The organism is Methylorubrum suomiense, assembly GCF_022179765.1.
GTDB classification, from domain to species: Bacteria; Pseudomonadota; Alphaproteobacteria; order Rhizobiales; family Beijerinckiaceae; genus Methylobacterium; species Methylobacterium suomiense.
In genome coordinates this window covers 373,036-388,992 of record NZ_BPRE01000001.1, presented here as the reverse complement: position 1 = coordinate 388,992, position 15,957 = coordinate 373,036, and the positions used below count along the sequence as shown (strand labels likewise).

13 protein-coding genes are annotated in these 15,957 nt (G+C 70.0%); 7 read left to right on the top strand and 6 right to left on the bottom strand.

What is annotated here, in order from left to right:
- Positions 1-225 precede the first annotated feature (225 nt).
- Positions 226-1,176: an SGNH/GDSL hydrolase family protein gene (locus MFF26_RS01850; RefSeq protein ID WP_137829547.1), complete on the bottom strand. Its 951-nt coding sequence runs from the start codon at positions 1,174-1,176 to the stop codon at positions 226-228.
- A complete protein-coding gene (locus MFF26_RS01845) occupies positions 1,098-2,234 on the bottom strand; it encodes an OpgC family protein (protein WP_137829548.1) in 1,137 nt (378 codons plus the stop codon). Before MFF26_RS01845 ends, MFF26_RS01850 begins: the two co-directional genes overlap by 79 nt.
- 456 nt (positions 2,235-2,690) lie before the next feature.
- Here MFF26_RS01845 and MFF26_RS01840 point away from each other — a divergent pair, with 456 nt between their 5' ends.
- Positions 2,691-4,073, top strand: a complete 1,383-nt coding sequence (locus tag MFF26_RS01840; RefSeq protein ID WP_137829549.1) for a class II 3-deoxy-7-phosphoheptulonate synthase — start codon at positions 2,691-2,693, stop codon at positions 4,071-4,073.
- A gap of 24 nt (positions 4,074-4,097) precedes the next feature.
- On the opposite strand, the gene MFF26_RS01835 is transcribed toward MFF26_RS01840, so the two are convergent.
- A complete protein-coding gene (locus MFF26_RS01835; RefSeq protein ID WP_137829550.1) occupies positions 4,098-5,051 on the bottom strand; it encodes a GlxA family transcriptional regulator in 954 nt (317 codons plus the stop codon).
- 282 nt (positions 5,052-5,333) lie between these two features.
- Here MFF26_RS01835 and MFF26_RS01830 point away from each other — a divergent pair, with 282 nt between their 5' ends.
- The 4 genes from MFF26_RS01830 (at position 5,334) to MFF26_RS01815 (ending at position 10,663) form a co-directional block, all read left to right on the top strand.
- Positions 5,334-6,584 carry a sarcosine oxidase subunit beta family protein gene (locus tag MFF26_RS01830; protein ID WP_137829552.1) on the top strand — a complete coding sequence of 417 codons (1,251 nt, stop codon included), beginning with the start codon at positions 5,334-5,336 and terminating at the stop codon, positions 6,582-6,584.
- Between the two features lie 114 nt (positions 6,585-6,698).
- Positions 6,699-7,031 (top strand): sarcosine oxidase subunit delta, encoded by a 333-nt coding sequence (locus MFF26_RS01825; protein ID WP_137829553.1) that lies wholly within the window; start codon positions 6,699-6,701, stop codon positions 7,029-7,031.
- Complete coding sequence (locus MFF26_RS01820; RefSeq protein WP_137829554.1) at positions 7,024-10,059, top strand: sarcosine oxidase subunit alpha family protein; 3,036 nt, start codon at positions 7,024-7,026, stop codon at positions 10,057-10,059. The genes MFF26_RS01825 and MFF26_RS01820 overlap by 8 nt, the downstream gene beginning before the upstream one ends.
- Positions 10,052-10,663: a sarcosine oxidase subunit gamma gene (locus tag MFF26_RS01815; RefSeq protein WP_137829555.1), complete on the top strand. Its 612-nt coding sequence runs from the start codon at positions 10,052-10,054 to the stop codon at positions 10,661-10,663. Before MFF26_RS01820 ends, MFF26_RS01815 begins: the two co-directional genes overlap by 8 nt.
- 73 nt (positions 10,664-10,736) lie before the next feature.
- Here the strand turns inward: MFF26_RS01815 and MFF26_RS01810 are convergent, their stop codons facing one another.
- Together MFF26_RS01810 and MFF26_RS01805 are read right to left on the bottom strand one after the other, a co-directional pair.
- Positions 10,737-12,860: a carbohydrate porin gene (locus MFF26_RS01810; RefSeq protein ID WP_373324330.1), complete on the bottom strand. Its 2,124-nt coding sequence runs from the start codon at positions 12,858-12,860 to the stop codon at positions 10,737-10,739.
- Between the two features lie 342 nt (positions 12,861-13,202).
- Positions 13,203-13,736 (bottom strand): DUF2147 domain-containing protein, encoded by a 534-nt coding sequence (locus MFF26_RS01805; protein WP_137829556.1) that lies wholly within the window; start codon positions 13,734-13,736, stop codon positions 13,203-13,205.
- A 310-nt stretch (positions 13,737-14,046) separates the two neighbouring features.
- Between MFF26_RS01805 and ndk the strand changes: the two genes are divergently transcribed.
- Together ndk and MFF26_RS01795 are read left to right on the top strand one after the other, a co-directional pair.
- Positions 14,047-14,469, top strand: a complete 423-nt coding sequence (ndk, locus tag MFF26_RS01800; RefSeq protein WP_238307410.1) for a nucleoside-diphosphate kinase — start codon at positions 14,047-14,049, stop codon at positions 14,467-14,469.
- Between the two features lie 234 nt (positions 14,470-14,703).
- Complete coding sequence (locus tag MFF26_RS01795; protein ID WP_137829558.1) at positions 14,704-15,084, top strand: hypothetical protein; 381 nt, start codon at positions 14,704-14,706, stop codon at positions 15,082-15,084.
- Between the two features lie 278 nt (positions 15,085-15,362).
- On the opposite strand, the gene MFF26_RS01790 is transcribed toward MFF26_RS01795, so the two are convergent.
- Positions 15,363-15,878: a L,D-transpeptidase gene (locus MFF26_RS01790; RefSeq protein ID WP_137829559.1), complete on the bottom strand. Its 516-nt coding sequence runs from the start codon at positions 15,876-15,878 to the stop codon at positions 15,363-15,365.
- Positions 15,879-15,957: the final 79 nt, after the last annotated feature.

Below are 15,957 nucleotides of genomic sequence, written 5' to 3'. Positions count from 1 at the left end.
ACCGTCGTTCGGACAATTCTCCATCTCGGGGCATGCCGCCGAAGCATGGAATTGGGACGGGGGACATCCCGGTCTCCTGGCTGGGAGCCGTGATCCGCCCGCGCGGTCGCTTCGACGGGTGAGCCTGCCGCACGCAAAGGCCGGCCGGGCGGGCAGCCCGAAGGATGGGGGCGGTGGGAAGCCGTCGCTCAAGCCGGGATCGGCCTGCGGGGGGGAACGGCCTGACTAGTTCCCTCGTGGGACGGCATCGGAGGATTCGCGACCCGTGGCGGGGCGGGTCGCGGTGCCGGTCCGGTCGGGATCCGCTTCCGGCTTGGCCGGGTCCGATTGCAGCAGCGAGAGGGTGATCGCGCGGGTCGCGTGCTCGGCCATGCAGCGCAGGCCCAGATCGTTCAGCCGGAACCGGCGCCCCAGCATGTGCGCCTCGTCGGTGCTGCGGGTCGAGAGGTAGCGCATCGCCGCGTAACGATGGACCAGCGGCACCGCCTCGCGGCGCGCGACCTCCTGCACGGTGCGGACCATGCGGTTGTAGTAATCGTCCTCGGCGAGGCTCGCGGTGAAGACCGGATCGATCAGCACGATGTCGATGTCGTGCGACATCACCCACTTGACCGATTCGTCGAGCGCTTCGGCGAAGGAGTCGATATCGACCCGGGCGAGCGCGTCGTTGGTGCCGACCTGCCAGACCACGAGATCGGGTTCGACCTCCGCCACGATGGTGCGCAGGCGCTCGCCCGCCCCGCTCGCGACCTCGCCGGGCAGGGAACGCGCCTCGACATCGATCTGCACGTCGGGCAGCGCGCTCTCCAGCGCGTTCTCGAGCTTGACCGGATAGCTCGACGCGGCGCCCAGGCCCGCCGAGGACGAGCCGATCGAGAGCACCCGGACCGGCCGCTTCTCCTTGAGCGCGGCCTTGACCGCCTTGAGCTTGGCGAGGGTGTAGAGCTTGGAGCCGGGCACGCGGCATTCCGGCGAGAGGCTCTGGTCGAGCGCCTCCGCTGTCTGTGCCGGGGCCGACATGGTCGGAGCCGGAGCGGCCGGCAGCGTCTCGGCGCGGGCCGGCACCGAGGCGAGGAGACCGATCCCGAGGGCGAAACTCAGGCCGGCGGAGAGGCCGAGCGCGGGGCGGCGCCGTCGGGCGGCGTCCGTGGGGCGCGCGGCTTGCGGGCACGCCATTCGACGAACCATGCGGTGAAACCCAGTGCGAACAGGCCGGACCCTACGACCGAAATGTCAACGAAGATACCGCCTCCGGTCTGGAAGCGCACGAACTGCGCGGCCAGGCTTAACAGTGAACCCATTGAGAAGACCGCGAGGGAATTGCGGCCCAGGCCCGAGAGGAAGCGGGCGAGCGGCATCACCCTTGGCGCGATCAGGCCGTAGACCGCCTGAAAAGCCAGCACCACCCCGCAGAAATGGATGAGCCGGCCGGGCGAGAGATACGTCTTGTCGAAGGTGAAGACGAGGCGCGGCTCGGGCACCAGCATCGGATCGGGGCGCAGCTCCAGCACGGCGAGGACGAAGCCGAGCGCCACGAGGGCGATGCCGAGCGGCGTCAGCCGCCGGGCCAGGGACCGCAGCCGCGGGCTCTCCCGACTCGTCTCGTTCGCGAGGAAGCCGAGCACCAGCAGCAGCTGCCAGCAGAGCGGGTTGAAGAACCAATCGCCCTCGCCCGGCCAGGACGGAAAGTTCCACTCGAACACGAGGCTCGCGCCGTAGAGCGACAGCGACAGGGCGAGCAGGAGCGCCCGGCTCAGGCGGCCCACCAGCACCACCAGGGGCGCGATGGCGATCAGCACCACGTAGAGCGGCAGGATGTTGAAGAAGCCGAGCTGGTGCGTGAGCAGCACGATGCCGACCATGGTCTGGATCGGGTCGCCGAAGAAGCCGCCGGCATTGTGCCATTCGAGGATGAGCGGATTGTCGAGGTAGAGCGCGCAGCCCGCGATCATGGCGAGCGCCAGCGACATGATCACGATCTGCGCCCGGTACACCTCGATCGTGCGCGACAGGAGCCGCAGCACGGTGGTGAGGCGCGGCTCGGGCTTGCCGTCGCGCCCCCGGGTCGCGAGCCCGATCGACCAGCCGGCCAGGAACACGAACAGCTCGGCGGCATCCGAGATGCCGTATTGCGAGAAGGTGTAGCGCTCGAAGAAGTTGCCCGGGATGTGGTTGACGAAGATCGTCACGAGGGCGACGCCGCGCCAGAAATCGATCGCGTTCGGCTCGCGCATCAGGCTCCACGTTCCGGCGGTGTGACGGCGAAGCAGCAGGATCCCGGCCTCCCGGGTCGGGACTCGGCTCCCGTCCGGTACCGTCCCGGGACCCGCGACCCGGAAGCGGAAGGCGCGTTCTGATAGACCGCACCGGGGCCGCTTGGAAAGCCACGGAGCGGTGATCCCTGGCTTCGAGATCCGGGATTGCGCCGCCATCCGAAGCCGCCGCCATCCGTTCCGGGGGCGCGACGGGCGCCAGCCCGAAAATCACCCCCGACATCGTCCCGAGACGCGTCGCGCGGTCGCGTCGAGCGGGACGACCGAAGATGAGGGGCACGGGCGAGGCATGCGGGCAAGATTTCGTGGCCCGCTCTGCCAACTCGCCACCTGCGGAAAACCTCTCTATAAGCCGCGCTTCGCGCGAGGCGGGAGGGCCCGCGCGCTTCACCTTTTGAGGTGAGCGGAGAGAGTGTCATGACCGAGCGGTGGACCCCGAAGACCTGGCGCAACCTGCCGATCCAGCAGGTGCCGTCCTATCCGGACGCGGACGCGCTCCAGGCCGTGGAGAGCCAGCTCTCGAGCTTTCCCCCGCTGGTCTTTGCCGGCGAGGCCCGCAAGCTGAAGGCGGCGCTGGCGCGCGTCTCGACGGGTCAGGCGTTCCTGTTGCAGGGCGGCGATTGCGCCGAAAGCTTCGACGAGCACTCGGCCGACAACATCCGCGATTTCTTCCGCGTCTTCCTGCAGATGGCGATGGTGCTCACCTTCGCGGGCGGCTCGCCGGTGGTGAAGGTCGGCCGCATCGCCGGTCAGTTCGCCAAGCCGCGCTCCTCGCCGACCGAGACGCTGGAGGGCGTGTCGCTGCCGAGCTACCGCGGCGACATCATCAATGGGCTGACCTTCACGGAAGAGGCGCGGATTCCCGATCCGAAGCGTCAGCTCGAGGCCTACCGGCAATCGGCGGCGACGCTGAACCTGCTGCGCGCCTTCGCGACCGGCGGCTACGCCAACCTCGAGAACGCGCATCGCTGGATGCTGGGCTTCGTGAAGGACAGCCCGCAATCCTCCCGCTACCGGGACGTGGCCGAGCGGATGTCGGACGCGCTCGACTTCATGCGCGCCATCGGGATCAACCCGGAGACGCACCAGGAGGTGCGCACCACCGACTTCTACACCAGCCACGAGGCCCTGCTGCTCGGCTACGAGGAGTCGCTGACCCGCGTCGATTCGACGAGCGGCGACTGGTACGCCACCTCCGGCCACATGCTCTGGATCGGCGACCGCACCCGCCAGCCGGACCACGCGCACGTGGAATACGCCCGCGGCATCAAGAACCCGATCGGCCTCAAATGCGGGCCGAGCACGACGCCCGAGGGGCTGATCCGCCTGATCGATCTGCTCAATCCGGAGAACGAGGCGGGCCGCCTCTCGCTGATCTGCCGCTTCGGTGCCGACAAGGTGGGCGACCACCTGCCGAACCTGATCCGCGCGGTCGAGCGCGAGGGCCGTTCGGTGGTGTGGGTCTGCGATCCCATGCACGGCAACACCATCGCGGCGGGCCGCTACAAGACGCGGCCCTTCGAGCGGGTGATGCAGGAGATCGAGGGCTTCTTCGGCGTCCATCGTGCGGAAGGGACCATCGCCGGCGGCATCCATCTGGAGATGACCGGCAAGGACGTGACCGAGTGCACGGGCGGCGCCCGCGCGCTCACGGCCGACGACCTGCAGGACCGCTACCACACCTATTGCGACCCGCGCCTCAACGCGGAGCAGGCGCTGGAAGTGGCCTTCCTCACGGCGGAGCTCGTCAAGCGCGAGCGCGCCGAGATCGAGCATCCGCGCCTGGACGCGGCGGAGTAAGGTTCTGACACGGGCGTCGGCGGGTCATTCGGCCTGCCGACGCCGTCGCCGCTCCGCCCGCGCCAATTCCTCGGCATTGAGAAAACCCGTCGCCGCGGCGATCTCGGCCGCCGGCATCGCGGTCTCGCGGCGCAGGCGATGCGCCTGGTCGAGGCGCAGGCCGAGATAGTGTCGATGCAGGCTCGTCCCGAGCCGCTCGCGAAACAGCCGCTCCAACTGCCGCACGCCGATCCGGGCGAGGTCGGCGAGCGCCTCGCGGGTCAGCGGGGCTTCGAGATTCTCTTCCATGACGGCGAGCACCCGCAGGAGCCGGGGATCGCGCAGGTCGAAGCGCTGGCGCAGGGCCATCCGCTGCGGGCTCAGGCCCTCGCGGATCTGGTTGTGCAGGAACCAGTCGGCGACGCCCGCCGCGAGGCCAGGGCCATGGTCGCGCCCGATCCGGTCGAGCATCATGTCGAGCGCCGCGATGCCACCCGAACAGGTCATTCGGTCGGGACCGACCTCGTAGAGCGAGCGCACCACCTCGACCCGCGGAAACCGCTCGCGGAAGGCCGGGATATGCTCCCAATGGAGGGTGCAGCGCCGACCGTCGAGAAGCCCCGCCCGCGCCAGCAGGTAGGGTCCGCCGGAAAGGCCGCCGATCACCGCCCCGGGCCGCAGGCTGAGCCGGCGCAGCCATGCGAACAGGGCCGGATCGTCGAAGTCCGACGGGTTGCCGCCCGCGCAGACGAGAATCCAGTCGGCCCCCGGTGATTCGGCGCCGATCGCCACGTCGGGGGCGACCGTCAGCCCGTTCGAGGCGGGCACGGGGCAATCGCCGGGCGCGGCGTGCCACCAGCGGTACAGGATGCGGCCTGACAGGGCGTTGGCCGCCCGCAGCGGCTCGACCGCCGCCGCGTAGGTCATCAGCGCGAAATCCGGCACCAGCACGAAGCCGACCGTCGTCGGCGCGGGGTCGGGGAGGGGGGCGGCGCACATTCTGCCGCGATCTGCGGGAAAGACGTCGCGATTTGCAAGGGGCGATCGGCCGAGCGGGCGTATGTAGGGCTTCGTGCCGAGGGGCGGTGGATCCCATCGATCCAATCCAACCCCCTCATCCTGAGGTGCCGCGAAGCGGCCTCGAAGGAGGGCTCCAGTGTATCGCGCGATCCCTGGAGCCCTCCTTCGAGGCCCCTTGCCGAGGCAAGGGGCACCTCAGGATGAGGGGATTTGGTGGGACTTCGCCACCGTCTCCACCGGCGATCCAAGAGAGTCGTGGCGATGCGCTATTCCCTCTTCAGCGTCCTCGGACAGGCCCTGCGGGGCCAGCGGGACTGGAAGCCCCAGTGGCGCGACGCGGCGCCGAAGGCCGAATACGACGTCGTCATCGTCGGCGGCGGTGGCCACGGGCTCGCCACCGCCTATTACCTCGCCAAGGAGCACGGCATCACCAACGTCGCCGTGCTGGAGAAGAGCCATGTCGGCTCCGGCAATGTGGGCCGCAACACCACCATCGTGCGCTCGAATTACGGGCTGCCCGGCAACATCCCCTTCTACGAGCACTCGATGAAGCTCTGGGAGGGGCTGGAGCAGGACATCAACTACAACGCCATGGTCAGCCAGCGCGGCGTGCTGAACCTCTACCATTCGGACGCCCAGCGCGACGCCTATGCCCGGCGCGGCAACGCCATGCGCATGGCCGGCATCGACGCCGAACTGCTCGACCGCGAGGGCGTGCGGGCGATGGTCCCGTTCATCGATTTCGACAATGCCCGCTTTCCGGTGAAGGGCGGCCTGCTGCAGCGGCGCGGCGGCACCGTGCGCCACGACGCGGTCGCCTGGGGCTATGCCCGGGCGGCCAGCGACCGCGGCGTCGACATCATCCAGAACTGCGCCGTCACCGGCATTCGCCGGGAGAATGGGCGCGTCACCGGCGTCGAGACCAGCCGCGGCTTCATCGGCGCGAAGAAGGTCGGCCTGTCGGTCGCCGGCTCCTCCTCGCTCCTGGCCGCCATGGTGGACATGCGGCTGCCGATCGAGAGCCACGTCCTCCAGGCCTTCGTCAGCGAGGGCGTGAAGCCCTTGATCGACTGCGTGATGACCTTCGGCGCCGGCCATTTCTACGTCAGCCAGTCGGACAAGGGCGGCCTGGTCTTCGGCGGCGACATCGACGGCTACAATTCCTACGCCCAGCGCGGCAACCTGCACACCATCGAGGACGTGATGGAGGGCGGCATGGCCCTCTGGCCGGGGCTGGGCCGCCTGCGGCTGCTGCGCCACTGGGGCGGCATCATGGACATGTCGATGGACGGTTCGCCGATCATCGACCGCACCGATATCGGCGGCCTCTATCTCAATGCCGGCTGGTGCTACGGCGGCTTCAAGGCGACGCCCGCGGCGGGCTTCTGCTTCGCCCACACCATCGCCCGCGACGAGCCGCATCCCCACAGCGCCGCCTACCGCCTCGACCGCTTCGCGACCGGTCACCTCATCGACGAGAAGGGCATGGGCGCCCAGCCCAACCTGCACTGATTTTTTGCGTCCCATCCAAACCCCTCATCCTGAGGTGCCGCGCTCCGGCACCTCAAGATGAGGGGGAGGAATGAGATCGGCCCGAGCAACGCCAACGAGGACGGACGAAGAGCCATGCGCATCCGATGCCCCTATTGCGGCGAGCGCGACAACGGCGAGTTCAGCTATCTCGGCGACGCCGCGCCCGTCCGTCCCGACGGAATGGACGCCTCATCCGAGGCGATGCACGACTACGTCTACCTGCGCGACAACCGCGCCGGGGAGATCCGCGAGCTCTGGTATCACGCCGCCGGCTGCCGCTCCTGGCTCGTCGTGACCCGCGACACCCGCACCCACGCCATCACCGACGTTCAGCCGGCCCGCGAGGTCGCCAAGACCCGCCGCGCCGAGACTCGCCTCGCCGAGACCCGCACCGTCACGCCCGCCGGGAGTGCCTCCCATGCTTGACCGCACGCCGACCTTTCCGCTCCCCGTCCGCGAGGCGGAGCAGGCGGGTCCGCCCCAGCCCTTCCGCACCGCCTCCGGCGGCCTGATCGACCGCCGCCGGGCGCGCGACTTCACCTTCGACGGGCGCCAGCTCACGGGCTATCACGGCGACACGCTGGCCTCGGCGCTGCTCGCCAACGGCGTGCGGCTGGTCGGACGCTCCTTCAAGTATCACCGGCCGCGCGGCCTGCTCTCGGCGGGTTCGGAGGAGCCGAACGCCCTGGTCGAGCTGCGCACCGGCGCCCGCCGCGAGCCCAACACCCGCGCCACCATGGCCGAACTCTACGAGGGGCTGGAGGCGACGAGCCAGAACCGTTGGCCCTCGCTCGCGGTCGATGCGCTCTCGGTGAATGCCCTGCTCTCGCCGGTCTTCGCAGCGGGCTTCTACTACAAGACTTTCATGTGGCCGGCCGCCCTGTGGGAGAAGCTGTACGAGCCGATGATCCGGCGCGCGGCGGGCCTCGGCCGAGCCGCGAATGCGCCCGATCCCGATACCTACGAGCACGCCCACGTCCATTGCGACGTCCTCGTCATCGGCGGCGGCCCGGCCGGCCTGTCGGCGGCCCTCGCCGCCGGGCGTTCGGGCGCCCGCGTCGTCCTCGTCGACGAGGATTTCCGGCTGGGCGGCCGTCTGCTGGCGGAGCGCCGCGAGATCGACGGGCTCTCCGGCTCCGATTGGGCCGCGCAGGCCGTGGCCGAGCTGGAGAGCCTGCCCGAGGTGCGGCTCCTGCCCCGCACCACCCTGTTCGGCGTCTACGATCACGGGGCCTACGGCGCGGTCGAGCGGGTCTCCGACCATCTCGCCGTGCCGGCCGCCCACGCGCCGCGCCAGCGGCTGTGGCGGATCGTGGCCAAGCGCGCGGTGCTCGCCGCCGGCGCCATCGAGCGCCCGCATATCTTCGGCGGCAACGACCGGCCCGGCGTCATGCTGGCCGGCGCGGTGCGGACCTACCTCAACCGCTACGGCGTGCTGCCGGGCGCCCATCCCGCCGTGTTCACGTCGAGCGACGACGGCTGGCGCACGGTCGCCGACATCGCCGCAGCGGGCGGGCGCGTGGCCGCGGTGGTCGATTCCCGCCCCGACGTTCCGGTGGCCCTGCGCCGCATGGCGGAGGCTGCGGGGGCGCAGGTGGTGGCCGGGGGGCAGGTGATCGGCACGCGCGGGCACCTCGCCCTGTCGGGCATCGAGGTGCGCGACGCCTACGGCAGCACGCTCCGCATTCCCTGCGATACGCTGGCCATGGCCAATGGCTGGAACCCGGTGGTCCATCTGGATTCCCACCTCTCCCGCCGTCCGGTCTGGGAGGAGGCGATCCACGCCTTCGTGCCAGGCCAATTGCCCACCGGCATGGTCGCGGCCGGCGCGGCCTCGGGCCGATTGACGCTGGCGGATGCCCTGGAGAGCGGCGCCCGACTCGGCGCCGAGGCGGCGGAATCCTGCGGCTTCGCGGCCGAGACCGCCGGGACGCCCCGGACCGATCCGGAATCGACCGCCCACACGCCGCTCTGGCGCGTCGCCAAGCCCAGGGGCAAGGCCTTCGTCGATTTCCAGAACGACGTGGCGGCCTCCGATGTCGAACTCGCCCACCGGGAGGGGTTCCGCGCCGTCGAGCTGCTCAAGCGCTACACCACGCTCGGCATGGCGACCGATCAGGGCAAGACCTCGAACCTCGCCGGCCTGTCGATCATGGCCGAACTGACCGGCCAGAACATTCCCTCGGTCGGCACCACGGTGTTCCGTCCGCCCTTCACCCCCGTCGCCATCGGGGCCTTCGCCGGTCATCACCGCGGCAAGGAGTTCCGCGCGAGCCGGCACGTTCCGAGCCATGCGTGGTGCCTTGAGAACAACGCCCAGTTCCTGGAGACCGGCCTGTGGCTGCGCCCGGCCTATTTCCCGCGGGCGGGTGAGACCGACTGGCTGCAGACGGTCGTGCGCGAGGTCGAGACCGTGCGCAGCAGGGTCGGCCTGTGCGATGTCAGCACCTTCGGCAAGATCGACATCCAGGGCCGCGACGCGCTGACCTTCATCGAACGGGTCTGCGCCAACCCGTTCGGCACCCTCAAGGTGGGCCGTTCGCGCTACGCCCTGCTGCTGCGCGAGGACGGCTTCGTCCTCGACGACGGCACCGTCTCGCGCCTGGCCGAGACCCACTTCGTGATGACGGCCTCGACCGCCAACGCCGCGAAGGTGATGCAGCACCTCGAATTCTGCCGCCAGTGGCTCTGGCCGGAACTCGACGTGCAGATGGTCTCGGTGAGCGAGCAATGGGCGCAATATGCCGTGGCCGGCCCGCGGGCCCGCGACGTGCTGCGCAAGATCGTCGATCCGCAGCACGACCTCTCGAACGAGGCCTTCCCCTTTTTGGGGGCGGCCGAGATCACCGTCGGCGGCGGTATCCCGGCGCGGCTGTTCCGCATCTCGTTCTCAGGCGAACTCGCCTACGAGATCGCGGTGCCGGCGGGCTACGGCGACGCGGCCTGGCGCGCCATCCTGCAGGCGGGCCTGCCCTACGGCATCTGCCCCTACGGCGCGGAGGCGCTCTCGGTGATGCGCATCGAGAAGGGGCATGCGGCGGGCGCCGAGATCAACGGCCAGACCACGGCCCGCGACCTCGCGCTGGGGGGCATGCTCGCCAAGAAGAAGGACTATATCGGCCGCGTGATGAAGGAGCGCCCGGCGCTGACCGATCCGGAGCGGCCGATCCTCGTGGGGTTCCGCCCGGTCGATCCGAGCCAGCGCCTGCGGGCGGGGGCCCATTTCCTCGCCCTCGGCGCCGAGCCGAGTCTGACCGCCGACGAAGGGTACATGACCTCAGTCGCGTTCTCGCCGTCGCTTCGCCACTGGATCGGGCTCGGCCTGATCCGTCGGGGCAACGAGCGCCACGGCGAGCGGGTGCGCGCCTACGATCCGGTGCGCGGCGGCGATGTCGAGGTCGAGATCTGCAACGCCGCCTTCGTGGATCCGGCGGGGGAGAGGATGCATGGCTGAGATCGCGACCCTCTGGCGGCCCCGCGGGGCCTGGGACCTCTACGCGCAGATCGGCCGGCACGGCCGGCGCGACGGTCCGGCCGGGCTGATCGTCGCCCCGCGCGAGGGGCTGGCGCTGGCGAGCATCACCGCTGCCGACGGCGCCGGGGATGGGCTCGCCGAGGCGATCCGGGCGCGGTTCGGATTGTCGCTTCCGGAGCCCGGTGCGGCCCTGTTCTCCGGCGAGACCGGGCTCGTCTGGTCCGGCCCCGACCAGTGGCTGGCGCTCGCCCCCGCCCGCGGCGACCTCGACGGGCTCGGCGCGGCGCTCCAAAACCTCGCCGCGGTGGCCGACCAGAGCGACGGACGGGCGGTGCTGCGGCTGTCGGGCCCGGACGCGCGCCGCGTGCTGGAGAAGGGCGTCTCGGTCGATCTTCATCCCCGCGCCTTCGCGGCCGGGCGCACGGCGGTGACGGCGGTGGCCCATATCGGCGTGCAGCTCTGGCAGCGCGACGACCGCCCGACCTACGAGCTCGCCGTCGCCCGCAGCTTCGCCGGAAGCCTCTGGTCCTGGCTCGAGGAGGCCGCGGCCGAATTCGGATGCGAGGTTCGCGCGAGCGCCTGAGGCGTCTCGCCCGCGCGACGGAATGCGCGGCCCGACGAGAGCCGACGGCCCGCTCCGTTCGGGCCGTACGGTCTCAGAAATCCGTGTGCAGCCGCGTCCCGAAGAAGTCCGCCGGGCCGCGGTCGCGGTTGTAGGCCGGGTTCTCGACGTGCTGGTAATCGAGGGACACGGTGACGCCCTTGGTTAGGTTCATCGCGTAATAGACCTCGACCGCTCGCTCCGGGCTGTAGTTGAGCCGCCCATCGCCGATCAGCAGGCCGAGGCCGCCATTTGCGAAATAGGCCCGATGCGTGCGGGAGATCGTGTTCGTCGAGGCGCCGAAGCCCACCGTGTCCTGCGGGCGGCCCCAGGCGGAGCCTTTCAGGGACAGGCCGCCGGAGATCGAGCCGTCGACATCGGTGAAGGACAGGCTCTCGTTGCGCCCGTCATTGGCGCTGGCGCGGGCGAACAGGCCGAGATCGGCGGTGAGCGCCTGCTCCAGATTGACGTAGACCCCGCTCTTGCGCCGCGGGGCGCGGGTGGCGATCACCGCCTCGTTGATGTCCGCGAAGGCGCCGCCCTGCGTCAGGGCCACCACCTGCCGGAAATCGGCGGTGTTGCCGACATTCGAGAACAGGCCGAGGCGCAGCCGGCCCGGCTGGTCGAGGGCGGGAAGCGTGTAGCGTCCCTCGAACTCGATATTGGTGCCCGCCCGCTCGAACACCCGGGGGTCCAGCACGTCGGAGGAGGGCTCTTTCGGCACCTGGGTGTAGGCGGCACGGACCGCGAACTCGGCGCGGTTGTACTCGACCATCAGCCCCTGCGTGAAGCCGGGGAGATTGGCGGGGAAATCCCAGGCGGCGGAGGCCCACAGGCCCCAGTTCATGAAATCGACCCGCGGGTCGTGGGCGTAGAGATTGCCGTCGAAGAAGTCGCCCAGGGCGAACTTGCCGGCGATCACCGTGATGCGCTCGACATCGCGGGTGCCGGCGATCGAGTTCGGCCCGTCCGGCACCGCCTCGGTCTCGCCGCCGAGGCCGAAGGTCTGGCGGACGAAGTAGCGATTGGAGCGCAGCTTCGGGAAGGGGGCGCCGGCCTTCTGCGCCTCGCCGTTGACGAAGCCGGCGACGCCGAGCGTGCGCGAGAGGCCGAAGCCCTGGCTGAATTCCGGATTGTAGTAGAGCTCGGTGCCCTCCCACAGCTTGAGGCCAAGGAACAGCGTCGCGGTGGTGGTGGCCTGCGCCTGATCCGGCACGAGGCTCTGCGGCCCGCGATAGGGCGCGCGGAAGCCGCCCACCGCCTGGTTCACGAACGTCGTCTGGCCGTGGAGCGAGAAGCGGCTGTCCTTCGGGCCCTCGTCCTCATCCGGCTGGAGGACCAGCGCCTGCGGGTGCCAGGTCAGCCGGGCCATCATCTTGTTGGAGACGAAGGCGGCGCGGGTCGTCACCGGCCCGCCATTCGGGCCCGGCACCGTGCCGAGATCGAACCGGCGGGTCTCGCCGAGGTCGCTGTAGCGGTAGTCGATCCCGAGCGAGAGATGCGGATGAACCGCGAATTGCACGCCGGCGCCGAGCGTGAAGCCCAGGGAGGATACGTCGCGGGAGGCGGTCGCGGTCGGGCCGCCGTCGAGGTCGGGATAGGTGGCGAGCACGCGTCCGCTGGCGGCGGTCAGCCCGGCGCTCGCGTAGACCAGATTGTTGCCGAAGGCGTAGCCGAGACGGCCGCGCAGCGCCCCGAACAGGCCGGTCTTCTCGCGGATCAAGGCGAAGGGGGGATCGATGCCCTCGTAGCCGAAGCCGGGGGCGTCGGAGCGCACACCCCGCTTGAGATTCGTGCCGACGAGATCGGCCTCGACCCCGTAGACGAAGGCACCGGTTTGCCAGTTCCAGCCGGCAAAGGCGCCGCCGACCACGGTGGTGGCATCGGCCCCGAGGTCGCGGCTGCCCGTGGCATCGCCCGTGGCGACGCGCGGCACGCGCCGGGCCCCGATCGTGGTCGGACCGAAATCGTAATTGCCGAAGGAGGCGCCCGCGCTGCCCTGGAGGCCGAGATAGGGACCGGACCAGTCGATCGCAGCCGCCAGGGCCGGGCGCGCCGCGAGGTCGGCGGCCTGCGCCCCTGATGCACCGAGCCCGACGAGAGCGGCGAAACAGGCTGCCCCCGTGCGGCATGCCTTGGCGCGGATGACTCGGCCTTCCGTGACGCGATTCGTCCGCAACCCCGCTGCCCCCCGCACGCTTCACGGGGCGGGGTACCAGATGCTCCCGCCTCCGTAATCCGGGTCGCATCGTTCCGTCGCGAACGGTTGCAGATGCGCCACGGCGCGACAAAGGCGGTATTCGTCCGACAGGACGATGACAGTCGGCGAAACGATCAGGAAATCGCGCGGGAGACACCGGATGGGCGCGGCGCGGCCACTTGCCGCTCTCAAGCGCTGCTGTAGGTAGACGGTGCCTGGACCCCCATCAGGTTAGGCAACCGACTTGAAGGGCGCATCGGTGACGATGCGCCCGCTTTCGTTTCACGGCATCGATCGGTGCCGAAAGGGCGGCCGAGACGCCTATTCCGCCGCGGCCTTGGCGGCGGCGGGCTTGGCGGCCGGCTTCGCGACGGGCTTGGGTGCCTCGGGCTGGATCGCGGCCTGCTGGTTCACGTCCGGCACGCGGGTCCAGGTCTGCGAACCGCACAGCACCTTGAGCATGCAGCCCTGCACGTTCAGCTCGGCCTCGCTCTCCCGCTCCAGGCTGACCTGATAGATCTTGCCCTCGTCGGCATTGTAGATCTCGCCCGCAAAGGCGGCATCGTCGGGCTTGAGGTTGTCGAGCAGCGTCAGGCCGATGATCGGGCGGGCGCGCTTCTTCGGGTCGGGGTTCTTGGCGTCGGTGCGCGGCGCGCCGGCATCGTCCGTGGGCGTCTTGAGCCACACCACCTTGCCGCAGGCATTGGCGCCGCTGGGGCCGCAGCGGTCGATCCGGATCTTGGCGCGGCCGTCGCCCGTCAGCCACGTGCCGGACAGGTCCTTGGGGGCGGCGTTCGCGGCGGTCGAGATCAGCAGGGCCGAGGCGGCGAGGCCGAGGCGGGCGGAAAGACGCATGGAAGGCTCCTGAGGCGGTGCCCCGGAAGGGGCGGGGGCTTACGGAGATCGATGGACCCGCCCTCCCGGAGGAGGAGCGGAACGTTCGCTCGCGATGAGGCCTCCGCATTCCGGCGAATTTTCGGCAGTGTTGCGCAAAAGCCATGGCGAGGCTGGACGGCCCCCGCTGTCCTGATCCTTCTGATGATCACGAAGGTCCGATGGGCCGCTTCGGTTGAGGACGGCCGAACCCGCCGCTATAAGCCGCGCGCGCCGGCTGCCCCTCTGCGCGTCGCGCGATCCTTCTCTTCTCAGCACCCGGACTGGACTCATGGCCCTCGAGCGCACCTTCTCCATCCTCAAGCCCGACGCCACCCGCCGCAACCTCACCGGCGCGGTCAACGCCGTGATCGAGGCCGCCGGCCTGCGCATCGTCGGCCAGCGCCGCATCCTCATGAGCCGCGAGCAGGCGGAGACCTTCTACGGGGTGCACAAGGAGCGTCCGTTCTTCGGCGAGCTCGTCGAGTTCATGACCTCGGGCCCGGTCGTCGTGCAGGTGCTCGAAGGCGAGAACGCCGTGGCCAAGTATCGTGAGGTGATGGGCGCCACGAACCCGGCCCAGGCGGCCGAGGGCACGATCCGCAAGCAGTTCGCCGAGTCCGTCGGCGAGAACACCGTTCACGGCTCGGATAGCGTGGACAACGCCAAGATCGAGATCGCCCAGTTCTTCACCGACGCCGACATCGCGGCGTAATCTGATCGCGTCGCATCCGGTCGGGTGCGACGCGATCCGGCGGGCGACCGCTTCGAGGTCGAGGAAGCCGTCTTGGCCGTCGGGCGAGCGTCGCCCGGCGGACTCACCCGCGCGCCAATCGCGCCGCGGGCGCCGCATTCTCGTCGCGGTGTGACTCTCCTGCGCTAGCGGTGCGGCCAAGCTTGGCCGGAAACAGGATCCCGACGATTTCCCGTCATGACGGATCCCGCTTCCATGCGCTCACCGCTTTCGCGCACCGGCCGCCTCGTGCTCGCGGCCGGCCTCGTTTCGCTGCTCGCCGCCTGCAACAGCGCCGGGCGCACCGGGCAGTACGCCGCGCTCGAGGGCTACACGCCCGACCCGACGCTCAAGACGGCCTCGAAGAGTAACCTCACCGGCCGCGTGCGCAACGCCTGCACGGTCGTCCAGTCTCGCCTCCAGAAGGTCGAGCAATCGACGCTGGCCGCGCCCTGCGGCTGCTACGCCGACCGTACCCTCGCCGCCCTGGACAAGGACGAGGTCGCCTCGTACCGCGCCACCGGCTACTTCAACGACACCGCCACGGCGAAGGCGCTGAGCGCCCTCGACAGCTGCAAGCTGCCGCGCCCGGTCTGATCTTCGAGCAAACCGGTTTCTCGGTCGGCCTCAATCGCCGGGGCGGGCCTCCACAGTCTTAAGGCTTCCGCTTCGCTGGAGCATCGTGCCGGATATCGGATCCGGCGCGGTGCTTCAGGCTGTTGCGCCGCATCGGCTTTTTCCTGAAAGCCGGTTCCCCCTTTCGGGCCGATGCTCCAGACGGACGCGGCTCAGAGCCGAAGCTTACGCTCGCACGGTTTCACGCGTGGGCCTCGTCCGGTCTATCTCCCGGTCATGACGCGGCTGGGATCGGCCTCTCACCGCACCACGTAGACCTGCGTCCCCACCGAGACACGCTCGATCAGGTCGGCGATGTCGTGGTTGTACATGCGGATGCAGCCGTAGGACGCGAAGGTGCCGATCGAGCTGGGGCGGTTGGTGCCGTGGATGGCGTATTCGCCGCCGCGCAGCGTCATCGCCGCCACCCCCATCGGATTGCCCGGCGAGCCGCCGCGGATGAGGTTGGGCAGCCAAGGCTTGTCGCGCTTCACCTCGCGGGGCGGCGACCAGTCGGGCTGGTAATACTTGCCGTCGATCTCGGTCGCGCCGCTCCACTGCTTGCCCGGCTTGCCGACGGCCACCGCGTAGCGGATCGCCGTGCCGTCGCCGTTGACGAGATAGAGCCGACGCTCGCCGGTGCGCACGACGATGCTGCCCCGCGCCATGCCGTCCGCGAACGGGACGATCTCGCGCGCCTGCGCCGTGCCGATCAGGCACAAACCGGCCATGAGCGAACCCGTCAGGGCCGCCCTGTACTTGCCTGTTCCGAACATCGAAGACCGCCTTTCCGAGCGTGACCGTAACTCGGAAGACGTTGGAGCGTTCCACCTTGCCGCATTGCTTCACAGACTT